This is a genomic window from Micromonospora sp. NPDC005298, from assembly GCF_040607375.1.
Lineage (GTDB): Bacteria > Actinomycetota > Actinomycetes > Mycobacteriales > Micromonosporaceae > Micromonospora.
Window position 1 is genome coordinate 13,499 of record NZ_JBEXGP010000026.1, and the last position, 18,522, is coordinate 32,020.

The 18,522-nt window shown below is 73.5% G+C and carries 16 protein-coding genes; 7 read left to right on the forward strand and 9 right to left on the reverse strand.

Annotation, left to right across the window (positions count from 1 at the left end):
* Positions 1 to 487: 487 nt before the first annotated feature.
* A complete protein-coding gene (locus ABZS77_RS25810; protein WP_354827768.1) occupies positions 488 to 1,969 on the reverse strand; it encodes an aminopeptidase P family protein in 1,482 nt (493 codons plus the stop codon).
* A 134-nt stretch (positions 1,970 to 2,103) separates the two neighbouring features.
* Here ABZS77_RS25810 and asnB point away from each other — a divergent pair, with 134 nt between their 5' ends.
* Entirely contained in the window at positions 2,104 to 4,065 is a 1,962-nt protein-coding gene (asnB, locus tag ABZS77_RS25815) for an asparagine synthase (glutamine-hydrolyzing) (RefSeq protein ID WP_354827771.1), read from the forward strand.
* 91 nt (positions 4,066 to 4,156) lie between these two features.
* Here asnB and ABZS77_RS25820 read toward each other — a convergent pair whose 3' ends face one another.
* Positions 4,157 to 5,269 carry a lytic polysaccharide monooxygenase gene (locus tag ABZS77_RS25820; RefSeq protein WP_354827774.1) on the reverse strand — a complete coding sequence of 371 codons (1,113 nt, stop codon included), beginning with the start codon at positions 5,267 to 5,269 and terminating at the stop codon, positions 4,157 to 4,159.
* A 314-nt stretch (positions 5,270 to 5,583) separates the two neighbouring features.
* Here ABZS77_RS25820 and ABZS77_RS25825 point away from each other — a divergent pair, with 314 nt between their 5' ends.
* Together ABZS77_RS25825 and ABZS77_RS25830 are read left to right on the forward strand one after the other, a co-directional pair.
* On the forward strand, positions 5,584 to 6,729 hold the full coding sequence (locus tag ABZS77_RS25825) for an XdhC family protein (protein WP_354827776.1): 1,146 nt from the start codon (positions 5,584 to 5,586) through the stop codon (positions 6,727 to 6,729).
* Between the two features lie 95 nt (positions 6,730 to 6,824).
* Positions 6,825 to 7,760: a carbohydrate kinase gene (locus ABZS77_RS25830; RefSeq protein ID WP_354827779.1), complete on the forward strand. Its 936-nt coding sequence runs from the start codon at positions 6,825 to 6,827 to the stop codon at positions 7,758 to 7,760.
* 68 nt (positions 7,761 to 7,828) lie between these two features.
* Here ABZS77_RS25830 and ABZS77_RS25835 read toward each other — a convergent pair whose 3' ends face one another.
* Both ABZS77_RS25835 and ABZS77_RS25840 read right to left on the reverse strand, forming a co-directional pair.
* The gene (locus ABZS77_RS25835; RefSeq protein ID WP_354827782.1) at positions 7,829 to 8,659 is read right to left on the reverse strand and encodes an MBL fold metallo-hydrolase; all 831 of its coding nucleotides are present in this window, start codon (positions 8,657 to 8,659) and stop codon (positions 7,829 to 7,831) included.
* Positions 8,656 to 9,060, reverse strand: a complete 405-nt coding sequence (locus ABZS77_RS25840; protein ID WP_354827785.1) for a hotdog domain-containing protein — start codon at positions 9,058 to 9,060, stop codon at positions 8,656 to 8,658. The genes ABZS77_RS25835 and ABZS77_RS25840 overlap by 4 nt, the downstream gene beginning before the upstream one ends.
* A 127-nt stretch (positions 9,061 to 9,187) precedes the next feature.
* On the opposite strand from ABZS77_RS25840, the gene ABZS77_RS25845 reads away from it, so the two are divergent.
* Positions 9,188 to 10,216: a phosphatase PAP2 family protein gene (locus ABZS77_RS25845; RefSeq protein ID WP_354827788.1), complete on the forward strand. Its 1,029-nt coding sequence runs from the start codon at positions 9,188 to 9,190 to the stop codon at positions 10,214 to 10,216.
* Between the two features lie 8 nt (positions 10,217 to 10,224).
* Here ABZS77_RS25845 and ABZS77_RS25850 read toward each other — a convergent pair whose 3' ends face one another.
* The 3 genes from ABZS77_RS25850 to ABZS77_RS25860 all read right to left on the reverse strand — a co-directional run bounded on the left by ABZS77_RS25850 (position 10,225) and on the right by ABZS77_RS25860 (position 12,645).
* Positions 10,225 to 11,637: a PH domain-containing protein gene (locus ABZS77_RS25850; protein ID WP_354827792.1), complete on the reverse strand. Its 1,413-nt coding sequence runs from the start codon at positions 11,635 to 11,637 to the stop codon at positions 10,225 to 10,227.
* A gap of 34 nt (positions 11,638 to 11,671) precedes the next feature.
* Positions 11,672 to 12,199 carry a PH domain-containing protein gene (locus tag ABZS77_RS25855; RefSeq protein ID WP_354827911.1) on the reverse strand — a complete coding sequence of 176 codons (528 nt, stop codon included), beginning with the start codon at positions 12,197 to 12,199 and terminating at the stop codon, positions 11,672 to 11,674.
* Positions 12,200 to 12,414: 215 nt separating this feature from the next.
* A complete protein-coding gene (locus tag ABZS77_RS25860) occupies positions 12,415 to 12,645 on the reverse strand; it encodes a hypothetical protein (protein ID WP_354827795.1) in 231 nt (76 codons plus the stop codon).
* Positions 12,646 to 12,886: 241 nt separating this feature from the next.
* Between ABZS77_RS25860 and ABZS77_RS25865 the strand changes: the two genes are divergently transcribed.
* The 3 genes from ABZS77_RS25865 to ABZS77_RS25875 are packed head-to-tail and all read left to right on the forward strand — an operon-like array spanning position 12,887 to position 15,923.
* Complete coding sequence (locus tag ABZS77_RS25865; RefSeq protein WP_354827798.1) at positions 12,887 to 13,996, forward strand: MoxR family ATPase; 1,110 nt, start codon at positions 12,887 to 12,889, stop codon at positions 13,994 to 13,996.
* Positions 13,975 to 14,976 (forward strand): DUF58 domain-containing protein, encoded by a 1,002-nt coding sequence (locus ABZS77_RS25870; protein ID WP_354827801.1) that lies wholly within the window; start codon positions 13,975 to 13,977, stop codon positions 14,974 to 14,976. Before ABZS77_RS25865 ends, ABZS77_RS25870 begins: the two co-directional genes overlap by 22 nt.
* Entirely contained in the window at positions 14,973 to 15,923 is a 951-nt protein-coding gene (locus ABZS77_RS25875; RefSeq protein ID WP_354827804.1) for a VWA domain-containing protein, read from the forward strand. The genes ABZS77_RS25870 and ABZS77_RS25875 overlap by 4 nt, the downstream gene beginning before the upstream one ends.
* A 478-nt stretch (positions 15,924 to 16,401) precedes the next feature.
* Here the strand turns inward: ABZS77_RS25875 and ABZS77_RS25880 are convergent, their stop codons facing one another.
* Together ABZS77_RS25880 and ABZS77_RS25885 are read right to left on the reverse strand one after the other, a co-directional pair.
* Positions 16,402 to 17,544: an acyltransferase gene (locus ABZS77_RS25880; RefSeq protein WP_354827807.1), complete on the reverse strand. Its 1,143-nt coding sequence runs from the start codon at positions 17,542 to 17,544 to the stop codon at positions 16,402 to 16,404.
* Entirely contained in the window at positions 17,541 to 18,437 is an 897-nt protein-coding gene (locus ABZS77_RS25885) for an alpha/beta hydrolase (protein WP_354827809.1), read from the reverse strand. Before ABZS77_RS25885 ends, ABZS77_RS25880 begins: the two co-directional genes overlap by 4 nt.
* Between the last annotated feature and the right edge of the window lie 85 nt (positions 18,438 to 18,522).

Consider the following 18,522-nt stretch of genomic DNA (forward strand, 5'->3'; position numbering starts at 1 on the left):
CCGCGACCCAGAGCGCCCGTCGTCGTCGTGTCGGCGGAGCTGTCGAGGCCCCGCCGTCGGTACTCGTTACGTCATTGGACATCAGAGCCTTCCGCCCTTTCCTGATACCAGACGGGATCGCACCGCCCGAGGCGCCACGACCAGCTACAAACAGGTTGCAGCTTCTGATCCCCACCGTATGAGAACCATCTTCGCGATGCGGACGTATCCGAGATAACCCCGCATTCGGCACACTGAGGGCAGGCGCGGTCAACCCGGCCGGCGCGGCAGGAAGGGGCGTGAGCAGCACGAACGCGGACGGACGGCAGGCTACGACCTCGCCGCCCGACGGCACGGCGAGAGTGGCCAGGTGTGCCGTCGAGGCGCGCGGTGCCCGTCACCTCGCCGAGCGGAGAACGTCGCGACGCGGACCACCCGACGGCAAAAGGGCGAGGTCCCGGTCGACGTCGTGGGACGTCGACCGGGACCTCGGAGACTCGTGTCGCGGTCAGCCGGGCAGGCGGGGACCGGCCTCACGCTGCTCGGCCAGCCAGGTCTCCACCTCGTCGGAGGTACGCGGCAACCCGGCCGAGAGGTTCACCGCACCCGTCGCGGTCACCAGCACGTCGTCCTCGATGCGTACACCGACGCCGCGTAGCTCCTCGGGGACCAGCTCGTCCTCCGGCTGGAAGTACAGACCCGGCTCCACGGTGAGCACGTAACCCTCGCCGAGCGCGCCGTCGCGGTACGTCTCCTTGCGGGCGTTCGAGCAGTCGTGCACGTCGATGCCGAGCATGTGACCGAAGCCGTGCAGCGTCCACCGCCGGTAGACGGTCGACTTCTCGTCCATCGCCTCGTCCACGCTCACCGGCAGCAGCCCCAGCTCGGACAGGCCCTCGGCGAGCACCCGCATGCAGGTCAGGTGGACGTCCTTGAACTTCACCCCGGGGCGGATGGCCTCGATGCCGGCCTGCTGCGAGGCGTACACGATGTCGTAGACCTGGCGTTGCAGGGCGGTGAACCGGCCGCTGACCGGCAGCACCCGGGTGACGTCGGCCGTGTACAGGTTGCGGCCCTCGACACCCATGTCCATGAGCAGCAGGTCACCCGGACGGGTGGCGCCGTGGTTGTGCACCCAGTGCAGGATCGTGGCGTGCTCGCCGGCGCCGACGATCGAGCCGTACCCGACGTCGTTGCCGTCGTGCCGGGCGCGCAGCGCGAAGACGCCCTCCAACAGCCGCTCGGAGACCGCCCGGTCGGCCGGCAGGATCCGGGCCACGTCCTCGAAGCCGCGTACGGTGGCGTCGATCGCGTCCTGGAGCTGGCCGATCTCCCACTCGTCCTTGACCAGCTTCATCTCCGAGATGGCGATCGCCAGCTCCCGGTCGCGGGCCGGCTGCCCCTCGGCACGCACCCCGTCGTACGGGCGGACCGAGGTGTCGACCCGGGCGTCGAAGCCCCGCAGCACCCGGGTACGCCCCGGCGCCAGGTCGGCCAGCGCCGCCTCCAACCCGGTCAGGTCGGCGGTGGGCAGCCCCAGCTCGGTGGACTTCTCGCTGAGCGTGTGCCGCCGGCCCACCCACAGCTCACCGTGGCGACTGCGGAAGAACTCGTCGGTCTCCCGCGACGAGCGGGGCCGCATGAACAGCGTCGCGTCGTGCCCGGAGCCGTTCGGGCGCAGCACCAGCACGCTGTCCGGGTCGTGGTCACCGGTGAGGTAGGCGAAGTCGCTGCCCGGCCGGAACGGGTGGTCGGTGTCGTTGGCCCGGACCTTCTCGGTGCCGGTCGGGATGACGAGCGTCTCGCCGGGGAAGGCCGCCGAGAGCGCCGCCCGCCGCTTGGCGTAGTTGGGCACCTCGGCCCGAGGCGCCACCGGCAGCGCCGTGTCGCGCCAGCCCTGCCGCATAAAGGACAGGAACGCCTCCGGGAAGTCCGGATCGTGCGATTCCGTACCGTCCGTCGGCGTACCGTCGGTGCGTCCCTCGGTCATTGCGCCGCTCCCCTCCGCTTCGTTGCTGGTCCCGACGGTACCGCGCGCCCGGTTCGCGGTGGCGCCGCCCGGGAGCGCTCCGGATGCGCGGACGGCTGCGACGGGCCCGTGGCGCGCGTGGGAAGATGACCACCATGTGCGGACTCCTGGCCTTCTTCAGCGCGAACGGCAACGCCGCCGCGCACCGCGACCACATCGCCGGAGCGTTGGAATGCCTGCACCACCGCGGCCCCGACGAGACAGGGGTCGAGGTGGTCGGCGACGCCTCCGGCCGGTACGCGGACGGAGTGTTCGCCCACAAGCGGCTCGCCATCATCGACGTGGCGTCGAGCCACGAGCCGCTGCCCTACGCGAACGGCCGTTACCTGCTGACCTTCAACGGTGAGATCTACAACTACATCGAGCTGCGTGACGAGCTGGTCCGGGACTTCGGCGCGCAGTTCGCCACCGCCGGTGACGGCGAGGTGATCGTCGCCGGCTACCACTACTGGGGCGAGCAGGTGCTCACCCGGCTGCGCGGCATGTTCGCGTTCGTCATCTGGGACCGGCAGGAGCGGCGCGCGTTCGGCGGCCGCGACTACTTCGGCATCAAGCCGCTGCACTACCTGGAGACCGCCGACGGCCTCTACCTGGCCTCGGAGAAGAAGGCGCTGCTGCCGTTCGCGCACAGCAACTACCAGGGCGACGCGGGTGTCGACGCGGCCAACCTCAGCCACTACCTGACCCTGCAGTACGTGCCGGAGCCCGGCACACTGCACAAGGGCATCAGCCGGATCGGCTCGGGGGAGTACCTGACCTGGACGCCGGGCGGGCGGATCGACGTACGCCGGTGGTATCGGCCGGTGTTCCGGCCGGCGCCGGTCGACGACGAGCAGAAGCTGTACCACGAGATCAGGGAGACGCTTCGCGAGAGCGTGCGCATGCACATGCGCTCCGACGTGCCGGTGGGCTCGTTCCTGTCCAGCGGCATCGACTCCACTGCGGTGGTCGCGCTGGCCCGCGAGTTCAACCCGAACATCCTGACCTTCACCGTCGGCTACGACGTACCGGGGTATTCGGAGATCGACGTCGCGCAGGACTCGGCCCGGCACCTGGACGTCACCACCATCCCCACCAAGATCGGTCCGCAGGACATGATCGACGCGCTGCCGAAGATCGTCTGGCACCTGGACGACCCGGTGGCCGACCCGGCGCTGGTCCCGCTGTACTTCGTGGCGAAGAAGGCCGCCGAGCACGTCACCGTGGTGCTGTCCGGTGAGGGCGCCGACGAGTTCTTCGGCGGCTACACGATCTACCGCGAGCCGCTGTCGCTCGGCACCGTCAACGGCCTGCCCGGCGGGGTGCAGAAGGGTCTGCGCGCGGTCTCCAGGGCGATCCCGCAGGGCGTCAAGGGCAAGAGCTTCCTGGAACGCGGCACCACGCCGATCGAGGAGCGCTACTACGGCAACGCCCGGATGTTCACCGAGGAGGAGAAGCAGCACCTGCTGCGTCGCTACGACCCCTCGGTGCGCTACACCGACGTCACCGCCCCGATCTACGCCGAGTGCACCGAGCTGGACGACGTCACCAAGATGCAGTACGTCGACCTGTACACCTGGCTGCGCGGCGACATCCTGGTCAAGGCCGACCGGATCTCGATGTCGCACTCGCTGGAGGTGCGGGTGCCGTTCCTCGACCGCGAGGTCTTCGACGTCGCGGCGAAGATCCCGGTGGACCTGAAGCTGCCGCCGCGCTCGGACGCCACCAAGTACGCGATGCGTCAGGCGTTGCAGGGTGTCGTGCCGCCAGCCATCGTCAACCGCAAGAAGCTGGGCTTCCCGACCCCGACCCGGGTGTGGCTGCGCGGCGAGATGTACGAGTGGGCGCGGCACGTGCTGAGCACCTCGGGGGCCGGTGACCTGCTCGACCTGTCGTACGCGCTGCGGCTGCTCGACGAGCACAAGCGGGAGGAGGCCGACCACTCCCGCAAGGTGTGGACGGTGCTGATCTTCTGCATCTGGCACGCCATCTTCGTGGCCAAGACCCTCGACCCGGGCATCCAGCGCAACCAGTCCGCCCTCCTCACCAAGCCGGTAGTGGGTTCCATGGTCCGCTGACCCCCACCCAACCCTGTTGATCAAGAGGTTTGCGTCATCCGGAGCGGTTCCGGTGACGCAAACCTCTTGATCAACTAATGGGGAGTTGTCGTTAGCGGCGGGCGCAGGTGACTGTGGGGAGTCCGTTCGTTCCTGAGGTGCTGGCCAGGAAGCCGAACGTCGTGGTGCCCTCCGGTGCGACAGTGCCGTTGTACGCGACGTTCGTCGCCGTCACCGACGCGCCGGACGACGTCTGGGTCGCACCCCAGATCTGACTGATCGACTGCCCGTTGGGCCAGGTCCAGCTCGCGGTCCAGCCGTTGAACGGCGTACTGCCGTGGTTCATGATCATGACTTCGCCCTGGAAGCCGCCCTGCCAGGCGCTGGTCACCTTGTAGACCGCCATGCAGTCCCCACCGGCCGGCGGCGGGGTGGTGGTCGTCGGCGGCGGGTCGGTCGGCCCGGGCGTGGTCGGGGTGGGCGTCGGGGTGGTCGGCGTCGGGGTCGGGGTCGTGCCGCCCTTGATGCCGGTCACCTGACCGTTGCCACCGTCGAACACCACGTCGGAGCAGCCGAAGAAGTTCTCCTGCGAGTCCGAGCGGACCCAGCGGGAGTAGATGATGTGCTGGCCGCTCTTGCCCGCCGGCAGGTTGCCGCTGAAGTAGTAGTGCCCCTCGTTGGTGCCGACCGAGCCGCGCTGCGGCGGGTTGGTCACCGTGAGGAACGGCTGCTCCTCCAGGTCACTCCAGGCCAGCGCCCGGGTCGGGCTCCAGCTGTTCTTCGTGATGTAGAAGTAGAACGTGCCCGGGTGGTGCGCCCAGTTGCTGTACCGGAAGTCCAACCGCGCGCCGGAGGTCAGGTGGGTCAGCGGCCAGTCGGTGCGCGGCAGGTCGTAGCCGCGGTAGCCGGTGTTGCCGCCGCTGCACAGCTGGCCGTCCGGGATGAAGCCGGTGGTGCGACCACCAGCGTCGGAGCGCAGCACGCTGAACCAGTTGTAGAGCGAGTTCGCGCCGCTCTGCGCCACGGCGGCCGAACACGCGGGGTTGGTGGGCCGGATCTCGCCGGTCTGACTCAGGCCGTCCTGCCAGCACAGGTAGGTGCGGCTGCCCGGGGTCATCGCGGCGCCGTGCGCGGCAGCCGGCTGGGGGCTCGACGCCAGGGCGACGGCGCCCAGAGCGAGGGTAAGGGCCGCGGTGAGCAACGCGGCCGTACGGGAACGGTTCACGGGATCTCCTGACTCGCGAGGCGTGCCGCCCGAGCCGCCCCGCCCGAACGGGTGGGATGTGGCGATCACGGCGACGTGCCAGGCCGGAGCGGCCATGGACGTGCGCCATCAGCGGTCCTGTCACGGACCGGCGCCCTCGCGTCGAACACCCGGCAACCGGCGGCGCGGCAGCCCTCGCACCGCCCGGTATGCGCCATCCCACCATGCCGCCCGGTCGGCACGCAATAGTCGATCCTCGATGTGTCGGACCGCCCGCAGCGCCACGGTCTGCGGCATATCCTGCCAAAAAGGAAGAATGGCAGCGGGGAGGTGCGGTGCCGGACGTGTTCGACGAGATGCACCGCCGCTGCCGCGCGGGCGAACGGGTCGCCCTGGCCACAGTCGTGGCCACCTGGCGCTCCGCGCCACAACCACCCGGCGCCGCCATGCTCGTCGCCGCCGACGGCACGGTCACCGGCAGCGTCTCCGGTGGCTGCGTCGAGGCCGACCTGTACGAACGCGCCCGCCGAATCCTCGACACCGGCGCACCCGAACTCACCCGCTACGGGGTCAGCGACGACGACGCGTACGCCGTGGGGCTGACCTGCGGTGGCGTGCTCGACGTGTTCGTGGAACGGATCGACCCCGATCGCCGTGCCGAACTGGAGGCGGTCCACGCCGCCCGCCGCGCCGGACAACCCGCGGCGGTGATGACCTGCGTGGCGGCCGACGCCGGCGAGGGCGCGGCACCGGCCGACCCGGCCCGACGGCTCGGCCGGCGACTGGTGCTCACCGGCGACGAGGTCACCGGATCGCTCGGCGACGACCGGCTCGACGACGCCGCGGCCACCGACGCCGGCGGGCTGCTCGCCGCCGGACACAGTGGCCTGCTGCGGTACGGCTACCACGGTCAACGCCGGGGCGTCGGCATCAGCCTCTTCGTGACCGCGTACGTCACACCACCCCGGATGATCGTCTTCGGGGCGATCGACTTCGCCGCCGCCGTGGCCCGGATCGGCGCGTTCCTCGGCTACCGGGTCACCGTCTGCGACGCCCGACCGGTCTTCGCCACCGCACGGCGGTTCCCCGACGCCGACGAGGTCGTCGCGCAGTGGCCGCACCGCTACCTGCGGAGCGAGCTGGACGCCGGGCGGGTCGACGGACGTACGGTCGTCTGCGTGCTCACCCACGACCCGAGGTTCGACGTGCCGCTGCTGGCGCTGGCACTGCGCCACCCGCTCGCGTACGTCGGTGCGATGGGCTCGCGGCGCACCCACGACGAGCGGCACAAGCTGCTGCGCGAGGCGGGACTCAGCACCGCGCAGCTCGCCCGGCTCGCCTCCCCGATCGGGCTCGACCTCGGTGGTCGTACCCCCGAGGAGACCGCGGTGAGCGTGGCCGCGCAGATCGTCGCGGCCCGGTGGGGCGGGTCCGGTCGCCCGCTGACGGCGCTCGCCGGGCCGATCCACGAGCCCGCGTAGCGCGGCGTTGCGCCGCCTTCCACACCCGCCGGCCCGCCCGCTGTGCCAGCCTGGTGCGGCGGCCGGTGACGGCCCGCGACGACGAAGGGAGCGGCATGGGATACGCGGTGGTGCTCGGCGAGGCGCTCGTCGACCTGCTCGACGGCGACTGCGACGGCGAGCGGGTGTACCGGCAGGCCATCGGTGGCGGCCCCCTCAACGTCGCCGTCGGCGTGGCCCGACTCGGCGGCGCGGCGCAGTTCGTCGGCTCGCTGGGAGACGACGTGCTCGCTGGCCGGATCCGCGCGTTCCTGGCCGCCGCCGACGTCGGACTGGCCGGCACGGTCACGGCGCCGGTGTCCACCTCGCTGGCCGTGGTCACCCACGCCGGCCCGGAACCCGACTTCCGGTTCTACGGCGAGCCGCCCTCCTACGGCCTGCTCGGCCCGGACGACCTGGACCTGGCGCTCGTCGAGGGCGCCGACGTGCTCTACTGCGGTTCGGTGGCGCTGCTGCGACCCCCCACCCTGGCCGCCGCCCGCCGCGCCTGGTCACTCGCCACCGGTCTGCGGGTCTTCGACCCGAACGTACGACCCCGGCTGCTGGACGGGCCGGCCGCGCTGGCCGGGCTGCGCGAGGTGGTGGCCGAGTTCGCCACCGGAGCGCACGTGGTGAAGGTGAGCGGCGCCGACGCGCAACTGCTCTACCCGGGCGAGCCGGCCGAGGGGGTGGCCGCGTACCTGCGCGAACTGGGGGCCGCCACGGTCGTGGTGACACTCGGCGCGACCGGCGCGGTGCTGGCCGCCGCCGACGCCGACCCGGTCCTCGTGCCGGCGCCCAAGGTCGACGCGATCGACGCCACCGGCGCGGGGGACTCGGTGATGGCCGCGTTGATCGCCGACCTGCTCGTCGACGGCGAACCGACCGACCCCGACGGCTGGATCGCGCGCGTCGCGTTCGCGCTGCGGGTGGCCGGCCTGGTCTGCGAATCCCCGGGCGGCGCCACAGCCATGCCCACCCGCCCCGCAGTAGACCGCCGCTTCAAGCCCTGACTCCGCGCCCGCGCGCCCGCGCAGCCTCGCGCCCCCCGGCAGTGCAAGATCGCCGCAGGGTTCGGGGGCTAGGGCTCGCCGTTCAGTTCCTGGTAGCCGCGCTTCGCGGCGACCAGGGCGGCGCGGGCCCCGAAGGGGGCCTCGGCAGCCACCCGCTCGGGCGGCGCGCTCCCGGTGTGCGCGGCCCGGATCAGCCAGGCCAGCCGTACCAGCTCGGCGTGCTGGGCGCGGACGAACTCGACGTCCACCGGGTCGCCGTGACCGGGCACGACCACCGTGCGCGCGGTGGTCAGCCGCAGCAGGTCCGCGACGGCGTCCGGCCAGCGCAGGGGGTACGAGTCCTCGAAGGCGGGCGGCCCGCTCTGCTCCACCAGGTCCCCGGCGACAAGCACGTCCGCGTCCGGCACGTGCACCACCAGATCGGCGTCGGTGTGCCCGCGACCGGGGTGCCGCAGCAGCACCCGCCGGCCACCCAGGTCGATCTCCGTCTCGGTGTGCACGGTGTGCGTCGGCGCGAGCAGTGGTGTGTCGGCCAGCTCGGCGGCGAGCGCCGGATGGTCGTGCCGCAACTCCTCGTACGCCTCCCGGCGCAGCCGCTCCGGCTGCTCGCGCAGGGCCGCGGCGGCGAGCGCGTGCGCGTACACCGGGCGGGGTGGGTCGTCGGCGAGGACCGCGTTGCCGAAGCAGTGGTCGTAGTGGTGGTGGGTGTTCACCAGGGTCAGCGGACGGTCGGTGACCGTCCGGACGGCGTCGCGCAGCTCGACGGCCTGGGCGGCGGACGACAGCGTGTCGACCAGCAGCGCCCCGTCGGCCCCGACGACGAGCGTGACGTTGACCCGCAGCAGGGGCTCGCGCCGCACGTACACCCGGTCGGCGACCTCGACGAACCCGGCCGTCACGAGGACCGCCCGGCGCGTTCGACGAAGCGTTGCCGGTCCACCAGGATCCGGTCCACCCGGCCCCGGGCCACCGTCTGGTCGCCGTCACTGACGGTGACCTCGAACGACAGCCGCCGGCCGTCGACGGTCGCCAGCAGCGCCTGCGCCCGGACCGTCCGTCCGACCACCGTCGGCGCCAGATGTTCCAGCTCGACGCGGGTGCCCACCGTGGTCGACCCGGAGGGCATGTCGATCGCGGTTGCCGCTACGGTGGCCGCCTCGACCAGCGCGAGCACCCGGGGAGTACCCAGCACCGGTACGTCCCCGGAACCGACCGCCTGGGCGGTGTCCGAGTCACTGACTGTCAACTCGACCTGGGCGGTCAGACCCGGCGCGAAGGCCGGCTCGAGCTGCTCCTGCATGGTCGTCAGCCTAGGTGCTCGTCGGGGCCGCCGAGCACGCGCCCGGTGATCCCGGCGCACCCGCCCGGAACGACCGACGGGTGGTCCCCGTCGGTCGATGCCGTATCCGTCGTTAACCTTGACCGCGATGGCCGTCGTGACTGACCCCCAACCCCCCGCCCGGACCGACCCGCCCGCGTCGCCCGACGGGGGCCGTCGGCGCGTCGTCGCCATGACGATCTGGGCGGTCGCCTTCGTCGCCGCGTGGCTGGCGATCGGACTGCCCACCGACCCCGCGTACGCCTTCGTCTGGATCTGGGCGGGGACGATCGCCTGGAACAGCGACCGGCCGTGGCGCAGCCACCTGCGCTTCGCCCGGGACTGGGTGCCCGTGGTGCTGCTGTTCGTCGTCTACAACCTCTCGCGCGGGTTCGCCGACAACGGCGCCACCCCGCACGCGATGGAGCTGATCGTCGCCGACCGGTTCATGTTCGGCTGGGCCACCGGTGGGGAGGTGCCCACCGTCTGGTTGCAGGAACACCTCTACCGCCCGCAGGTGCACTGGTGGGACGTCGCGGCGAGCTGGGTGTACTTCTCGCACTTCGTGGTGGCGTTGGCCGCCGCCGCGGTGCTCTGGCTGCGGGACCGGCACCGCTGGGCGGCGTACATGCGGCGTTGGGGTTTCCTCTGCGCCGCCGGGCTTGTCACCTACTTCGTCTACCCGGCGGCCCCGCCCTGGTGGGCGGCGCAGAACGGGCTGCTCACCGAGGTCGCCCGGATCTCCACGCGGGGTTGGAAGGCGTTCGGCATGCACGGCGCCGGCAACGTCCTCAACGCCGGTCAGATCGCCTCGAACCCGGTCGCCGCGATGCCGTCGCTGCACACCGCGTGGGCGCTGTTCGTGGTGCTGTTCTTCCTGACCACCACCCGTCGCCGCTGGTGGCCGCTGCTGCTCGCGTACCCGCTGGCGATGACGTTCACCCTGGTGTACTCCGGTGAGCACTACGTGATCGACGTGCTGGTCGGCTGGGCGTACGTGGGGATGACCTTCCTGGTGGTCGGCCTGGCCGAGCGTGCCTGGAAGACCCGGCGGAGCCGCCGCTCACCCCAACCCCCACCCCCGGACCCTGTCGATCATGACGTTGTCGCCAGCGGGGAAGGCGTGTCGCGGCGATGACTTCCTGATCAGCGGGTGCGCAGGCGGGCGGCGTGCGCGCGGGCGGTCAGCTCGGCCGCCAGCGCCCAGGCCTCCGCCACGTCCCGGTCCTCGGCGGCGGCACCCGCCCCGCCGGCGGTGTCCGCGTGGACCGTGGCCAACCCCAGCCGGCGCTGCACCGGCCCCTGCACCACCCGCACGCTCTGGATCCGGGCGTACGGCACGACCGCCAACTGCCGGGTGAGCAGCCCCGACCGGGTGGCGAAGACCCGCTCGAACAGGCCCGCGCCGAGCGCTCCGCGCCCCAGCGGGTGCAGCCAGCGGGTACGGGGTGGCGGCGGGGTCAGCGCCAGCGCGTCCAGGTGTACGCCCGGCAGCACCTCGGCGACGATCATCGCCGCCGTCGGCAGGTCACCGACCGGCAGCAGCCGATCCGGTCGGTTGCGGTCGTCGGCCTCGGCGAGCGAGTACCCGGCCACCTCCAGCCGCAGCCGCAGCCAGCCGTTCACCCGCCACAGCAGCGGCCAGGTGGCCCGCACGGTCTGCACCCGCTCCAGCGGCACGGTCTGCGCCCGGGTCTCCAGCAGGCCGTTGTGCACCCGCAGCGTGCCGCCGTCGCGGCCCAGCCGGAAGTTCCAGTCGTCCAGGACCCGCCGGATCGGTTGCAGCAGCACACCCGCCATCGCGGTCACCGTGCTGGCCACCGCGACGAACGACCACGACCCGGCGGTGAGGAACTGCGCGACGACGAAGGCCACGCCGAACGGGAGCAGGAACGCCTGCGGCGTGAGCAGTTGACTGACCAGCAGGTCCCGGTTGCGTACGGCGTGCAGGGGCCGGCCCGGGACGACCGCCGCCGTCGGTGCCGACCCGGCGGCGGTCGCGGACACCGCGCCGCCCGGCGTGGACGGCTGCGCCACCCGACCGGCCAACGCCAGTAGCCGCTCACGCAGCCGGGCCGCGTCGGCCACCCCGAGGTACGCCAGCGGCGCCTCGGTCTTGCCCCCGCCGACCACCTCGAGCCGCAGCTCGGCCAGGCCGGTGAGCTGGGCGAGCAGCGGCCGGACCACCTCCACGGCCTGCAACCGTTCCAGCGGGATGGCCCGGGTACGCCGCCAGAGCAGCCCCTCGTGCACCCGAAGCTCGCGGCCCACCACGTGGTAGCCGGTGTTGTACCAACTGACCACCGACAGCACGGTGGCGCCGAGCGCCAGTACCGCCACCATGGCGGCGAACCACCCGAAGCCGACCCGGGACAGCGTCGACCAGGACAGCCCGGCGATCACCACGACCAGCGACTTGGCGCCGTGCAGCACCGGGCTGAGGGGGTGCAGGCGCTGCCGTGGCTCGGTGTCGGCGCCCGGTGGCGGCGTCGGCCAGGAGTGGGGGACGGCGTGGTGCGGCGGCGCGCCGACGGGCGGCTCGGCCGGATGGTCGCTCATCGGGCCGGCCCCCGACGCCGATCCGGTCGGGGCGTCACAGGCCCTCCGCCCGGTCCTCGCCGAGCGCGGTGAGCCGGTCGCGCAGCCGGGACGCCTCCGCCGGGCGTAGCCCCGGCACCCGTGCGTCGCTCGCCGCCGCCGCCGTGTGCAACTGCACGGTGGCCAGGTCGAAGGCGCGTTCCAACGGGCCGGCGCTGACGTCGACGAACTGCATCCGCGAGTACGGGACGATGGAGAGCCGCCGGACCAGCAGCCCGTGCCGGACCAGCAGGTCGTCCTCCCGTTCGGCGTACCCCCAGGCCCGCACGGCGCGGACGATCGCCACGGCCCGCCACAGGCCGAGCAGCGCGACGACGGCGAGGGCGAGCCCGAACAGCCAGTGGCCGCTCAACGCCCAGCCGACGGCCGTGACCGCCAGCCCGATGGCCACCACGATCGACAGCCGGATCAGCTCCACCCAGATCAGGTCGGTGGAGATCGACTGCCACTGGACCGAGGCCGGCCAGGGCTCCAGCGGCCCGCGCCCTCCCGAACCGGGCGGCAGCAGGCCGGGCGCCGGCAGGTCGGGCGCGCGGTGGTCGGCGGGCGGACCCGGCCGGTGCCCGGGAGGCGGCAGCGCGCCCGGCGGCAGCGGCGCGGGCGACGGGACGTCGGGCGGGGCGGGCTCCGGGCCGGGCGCCGGGAACGCGCCGGGCGGCGGCTCGACCGCGGGTGGGGCGCCCGGAGCGGGCGGCCGGGACGGGAAGGTGGGGCCGGGGGAAGCCGGAGGGTCGCCGCTCACATGTCGAGGGTAGGCGATCCGGGCACCGGGTTGACGGCGCGCAGGAAGCCGCGGGCGTCCAGGAAGTCGCCGAGGCTGCCCCGATGGTCGGCGCAGGCGAGCCAGGTCTTGCGGCGATCGGCGTCGTGCAGACGCGGATTGTTCCACTCCAGGGCCCACACGGCCGCGGCCCGGCAGCCACGGGCCGAGCAGACCAGGGGCTCGTCGGCCGGGGAGGGGATGCTCATCCGGGCCAGTCTAGGGCGGCACGACGGAGAGCTAGAGCGCCGGGCGGCCACGGGGGGAGCCGCCCGGCGACGGGGTGAATCGTACACGCGGCGGGCGGGTCCGTGTCCACCCGTGACGGGCGATTCGGCCGCCGAGGACGGCGCGGCGAAAATCGGCTTCTCCCCGCCACCACACTCAGGTAGGCGTGCGAGTCTTGATACCGCACCAGCCGCGACGACCAACGAACGCTGTGGAGGACCGGTGGCCCAGCCGACCACGCCCGACGCTCCGACGCCGAACGGGGCGTCGGCCCCGGAGAAACCCGCTCCGGTGACGACTCCCGCGCAGGACGCCGGGCTGCTGGAGAAGGCGCTGTTCGAGATCAAACGGGTGATCGTCGGGCAGGACCGGATGGTGGAGCGGATGTTCGTCGCGCTGCTCGCCCGTGGTCACTGCCTGCTCGAAGGTGTGCCCGGGGTCGCCAAGACCCTGGCCGTGGAGACCCTCGCCAAGGTCGTCGGCGGCTCGTTCGCCCGGGTGCAGTTCACCCCGGACCTGGTGCCGGCCGACATCATGGGCACCCGGATCTACCGGCAGTCGAGTGAGAAGTTCGACGTGGAGCTGGGGCCGGTCTTCGTCAACTTCCTGCTCGCCGACGAGATCAACCGGGCTCCGGCCAAGGTGCAGTCGGCGCTGCTGGAGGTGATGAGCGAGCGGCAGGTGTCCATCGGCGGGGAGAGCCACCGGGTGCCCGACCCGTTCCTGGTGATGGCCACCCAGAACCCGATCGAGCAGGAGGGCGTCTACCCGCTGCCCGAGGCGCAGCGGGACCGGTTCCTCATGAAGATCGTGGTGGGCTACCCGACCGACGCGGAGGAACGGGAGATCGTCTACCGGATGGGCGTGTCCCCGCCGGAGCCGACCGCGGTGTTCGACACCCCCGAGCTGATCGCCCTGCAACGCAAGGCCGACCAGGTCTTCGTGCACAACGCGCTCGTCGACTACGCGGTGCGTCTGGTGCTGGCCACCCGCGCCCCGGCCGAACACGGCATGCCGGACGTCGCCCAGCTCATCCAGTACGGGGCCAGCCCGCGCGCCTCGCTCGGCCTGGTCCGCGCCACCCGCGCCCTGGCGCTGCTGCGTGGCCGCGACTACGCCCTGCCGCAGGACGTGCAGGACATCGCACCGGACATCCTGCGGCACCGGCTGGTGCTCAGCTACGACGCGCTCGCCGACGACGTACCGGCCGACCACATCGTGCACCGGGTGATGTCGACCATTCCGCTGCCGGCGGTCGCTCCCCGGCAGCAGGCCACCCCGCCGCCCACCGTCGCGCCGCCCGGCGCCGGATGGCCCGGGCAGCGCCCGTGACCTCACCCACCCCTCGTCCCGCCCCTTCCGCCGACCGCAGTGAGGCCGTGCTGTCCCGGCTCCAGTTGCTCGTCACCCGCAAGCTCGACGGCCTGCTCCAGGGCGACTACGCCGGTCTGCTGCCCGGTCCGGGCAGCGAGGCGGGGGAGTCCCGCGAGTACCGGCCCGGCGACGACGTACGCCGGATGGACTGGCCGGTCACCGCACGGACCACGACGCCGCACGTACGGCGTACGGTCGCCGACCGGGAGCTGGAGACCTGGCTGGCGCTGGACCTGTCGGCCAGCCTCGACTTCGGCACCGGGCAGTGGCTCAAGCGGGAGGTGGTGGTGGCAGCCGCGGCCGCCATCACCCACCTGACCGTGCGCGGCGGCAACCGGATCGGCGCGGTCATCGGCACCGGCGGCGGCGCTACCGCCCCGACCCGGCGCTGGCGGGGTGGCCCACCACCGCCCGGGCCGGGAGTGCTCACCCGGCTGCCCGCGCGCTCCGGACGCAAGGAGGCGCAGGGCCTGCTGCGTGCCGTCGCCGGCACCGCCATCCAGCCCGGCAGGGGTGACCTGGGCGCCCTGGTCGAGATGCTCAACCGCCCGCCCCGCCGACGTGGGGTGGCGGTGGTGGTGTCGGACTTCCTCGCTCCGGCCGAGCAGTGGAGCCGGCCGATGCGCAAGCTGCGCGTACGCCACGACGTGCTGGCGATCGAGGTGGTCGACCCGCGTGAGTTGGAGCTGCCCGACGTGGGGGTGCTGCCGGTGGTCGACCCGGAGAGCGGGGAGCTGCACGAGGTGCAGACCGCCGACCCGCGCCTGCGGCGGCGCTACGCCGAGGCCGCCGCCGCCCAGCGGGCCACCATTTCCGCCGCGCTACGGGGCGCCGGCGCGGCCCACCTGCGTCTGCGTACCGATCGAGACTGGCTGCTGGACATGGTGCGTTTCGTCGCCGCGCAGCGGCACGCGCGTACCCGGGGGACGACACGATGATCCGATTTCTGCAACCGTGGTGGCTGCTGGCCGTGCTGCCGGTGGTCGCCCTCGCCGCGTTCTACGTGTGGCGGCAGCTGCACCGCCGGGCGTACGCGATGCGGTTCACCAACGTGGACCTGCTGCGCACGGTGGCGCCCAAGGGGCTGGGCTGGCGTCGGCACGTGCCGGCGACGGCGTTCCTGCTCTGCCTGCTGGTGCTCGCGACCGCGCTGGCCCGGCCGGCGGTGGACACGAAGGAGCCGCTGGAGCGGGCCACGGTGATGCTCGCCATCGACGTGTCGCTGTCGATGCAGGCCGACGACGTGGCGCCGAACCGGTTGGAGGCGGCGCAGGAGGCGGCCAAGCAGTTCGTCGCCGAGCTGCCGGAGAGCTACAACCTGGGCCTGGTGTCGTTCGCCAAGGCCGCGAACGTGCTGGTGCCGCCGGGCAAGGACCGGGCCGCGGTGACAAGCGCCATCGACGGGCTGGTGCTGGCCGAGGCGACCGCGACCGGCGAGGCGGTGTTCACCTGCCTGGAGGCGATCCGGGGGGTGCCGGCCGACGGCGCGGCGGGCATCCCGCCGGCCCGGATCGTGCTGCTCTCCGACGGGTTCCGCACCTCCGGCCGGTCGGTGGAGGAGGCGGCGGCCGCCGCCCAGGCGGCGAACGTGCCGGTCTCCACCATCGCGTTCGGCACGGACACCGGTCAGGTCGACATCGGTGGGCAGCTCCAGCGGGTGCCGGTGGACCGGCTGGCCCTGGCCGAGCTGGCCGAGACCACCGAGGGCTATTTCTACGAGGCTGCTTCGGTGAGCGAGCTGAAGCAGGTCTACCAGGACATGGGCAGCTCGATCGGTTTCCGGACCGAACCCCGCGAGGTGACCCAGTGGTACGCCGGGGTGGCGCTGCTGCTGGCGCTCTGCGCGGGTGCGCTCAGCCTGCTCTGGTCGTCGCGGATGCTCTGAGGCGGAGGCGTCGACGCCGGATGCTCAGGGACGGAGGCGTCGACGCGGACGCGTCCAGCGCCGGGCCGGCGGCGGGCCGATGGCGACCGCCGGCCGGCGCGGTCAGTGACCGCCGCCGGCCAGGACGAAGACGACGGCCACCCAGACGGCGGCGAGGGTGAAGCCCAGCGGGGCGACGTAGCGGCTCATGGACGGCTCCGGGTGGCGGCTGGACGGTCCGCGAGCGGGGGCGGACCGCAGGGGGTGAGGACGCGCACACGAAGTCGTGACCGGGCGGCTCCCGGCGACCGTCCGGAGGATCGGACGGCGCGGCGCACGCGCCCCGGCGTCGGCCGGGGCGGTGGGGGAGCGGAGCGGGGTCAGCTCGCCAGACTGAGTCGTGGCTCAGCGGGGCTGACCATCGGCCCGGCCACGACTGGGAGGATCGCTATCTCGCACAGCGATCACCTCCTGCAAGTCGGCCCGGCCGGAACGTCGATCATCGTACACCTGAGGTGTCGGGCGGACGCACTCGGCCGACCGGTCGGCGGCCCGTCCACCGCCCGGCCGCCACCGCACCCCCGCGCCTCCTGCCGGCCCGCACCAGGGTGACCAGCACGAGGGCGAGCAACGGCAGCCAGCAGCAGCGCGCCAGCACCCACGCCGGGCCGTCCGGCGCGGTGTGCAGACCCGGCAGCGCCACGCCACCCCGGGCGGTGAGAGCGGTCACCGCGACCAGCACGGGCTGGTGCCACAGGTAGATCCGCACCGCGTGGCGGTTCGCCCCGCGTACCGCCCGACCCGGCGCCGGGCGGGCCAGCAAGCGCTCCAGCACGGGACGGGCCAGCAACCCCAGCCCGACCTGCGTGACCGCGAGCGCCACCGCCAGCAGCGACGGCGGGTTCAGGTTCGACACCCCGGCGCCGGGCACCCCGACCGCGCTGACCGGGTACCCCAGCGCCAGCAACCCGGCCAACGCGGCGGCGCCACCGACGGCCAGCCCGGCCGCCGACCGCCGGCCCGCCAGCCGCCCGTCACCGTGCGCCAGACCGAGCAGGTACGGCACCGCCCAGGCCACCAGCACCGTCACCGGCGGCACGTCGACGCCGTCCGGCAGCACGCGGACCGCCAGGTCCGTCCCCGCCACCACGACCACCGCCGGTACGACGCAGCGTGCCAGCCCCCACCGGCGTACCGCCGCGCGCAGCGGGCCGCTCAGCGCGACCAGGACCACCAGGGGTGCCAGGAACCACAACGGGCTGACCGCGAGCCGCAACGCAACGGCGAGCGTGTCGTCCGGGGTGCCGACGACGGTCGCGGCGAGCAGCACGGCCGCGCCCACGCCCAGCAGGGCCACCACACCCAGCAGCAACCGGCGCAGCCGCCCGGCCAGCCAGCCCGACGGACGGCCACCGTGGCGGGCCAACGACCGGGCCGAGCCGAACCCGGCGGTGAAGAAGAACAGGCCGAGGGTCTGCAACACCCAGGTCACCGGGGCCAGGCCGGGCAGCGCGACAAGCGGACTGGCCAACCGCAACCCGCCGCCGTCGGTCAGCACCAGCGCCGTCACCAGCCAGTGCCCGAACACCACCCCACCGATGGCGTACGCCCGCAGCGCGTCGACCGCGCGGTCCCGCCTCACCTGGGGTCCCCGACCGGGTCGACGCCCAGCACGACCGCCGCCACCGCGAGCAGCGTGGCGCTGCCCGGGGCCAGGTAGCCGTCGTGCCCGGCCACCCCGGTCACCGGCAACGGCCGGGCGCCGAACGCGGGATCGCCCGGCCGGCGGCCGAACCCGACACCGGGCAGCCGCACCGGCGGCACCCGACGGATCCAGTCGGTGGCCGCCTCGGCCGCCCAGAACCGTCGCCCGCCGGGCACCTCGTCGGCACGCTGCACCCCGGCGCCGATCCCGCCGAGGCTGACGACGTCGGTGACCTGGGCCGGGGCGTCCACGGCGGCCAACGACACCACGAGCGCGCCGTAGCTGTGCCCGACGAGGGTGATCGCCGCCCCCGGGCGGCGCGACGCCAACTCCCGTAGCAGCGCGGCCAGCCCGGCCGCGCCGCGCCTGGCGCTGACGTCACCGGCGGCCGTCAGCACCCCGTCGGGCGGGTCGTAGCCCAGCCAGGCCAGCACCGCCACCCGCGCCGCCGGGTCGGCCGCCCGTACCTCCCGGTAGAGCTGCCCGGCCTGCACCGCCGGCGCCCGCCGGGCCACCCCACCCAGCCCCCGGTCGAAGTCGGCCAGCGTGCTGCCCACCCCCGGCACCAGCACCGCGATCCGGTCCGCGCCCGCCAGGTCACCCAGCACCTCGACCGCGCGGCCGTCGCCGCGCTCGTCGAACAGCAGGAACCGGCGCCGGTCCGCCACCCAGTCCGCGTACGGAGGGCCGGCCGCGCGCATCGCCGCCGCCATGACGGGGTACGCCTCGACGAACCCCGCCGCGGCGACCGGCTCGGATCGGCCCGGCAGGACCAGGTTCACGCCGAGCAGCGCGGCCAGCGCCACCCGGCTGGCACCTCGTCGTCGCATCACGTTCTCCCTCCGGAATGTCGTCCGGAGCGACAGTGCGCGAAGGGGCGGGTGCCGGTCGTCGTCCCGCGGAGCCGTTCGAGGG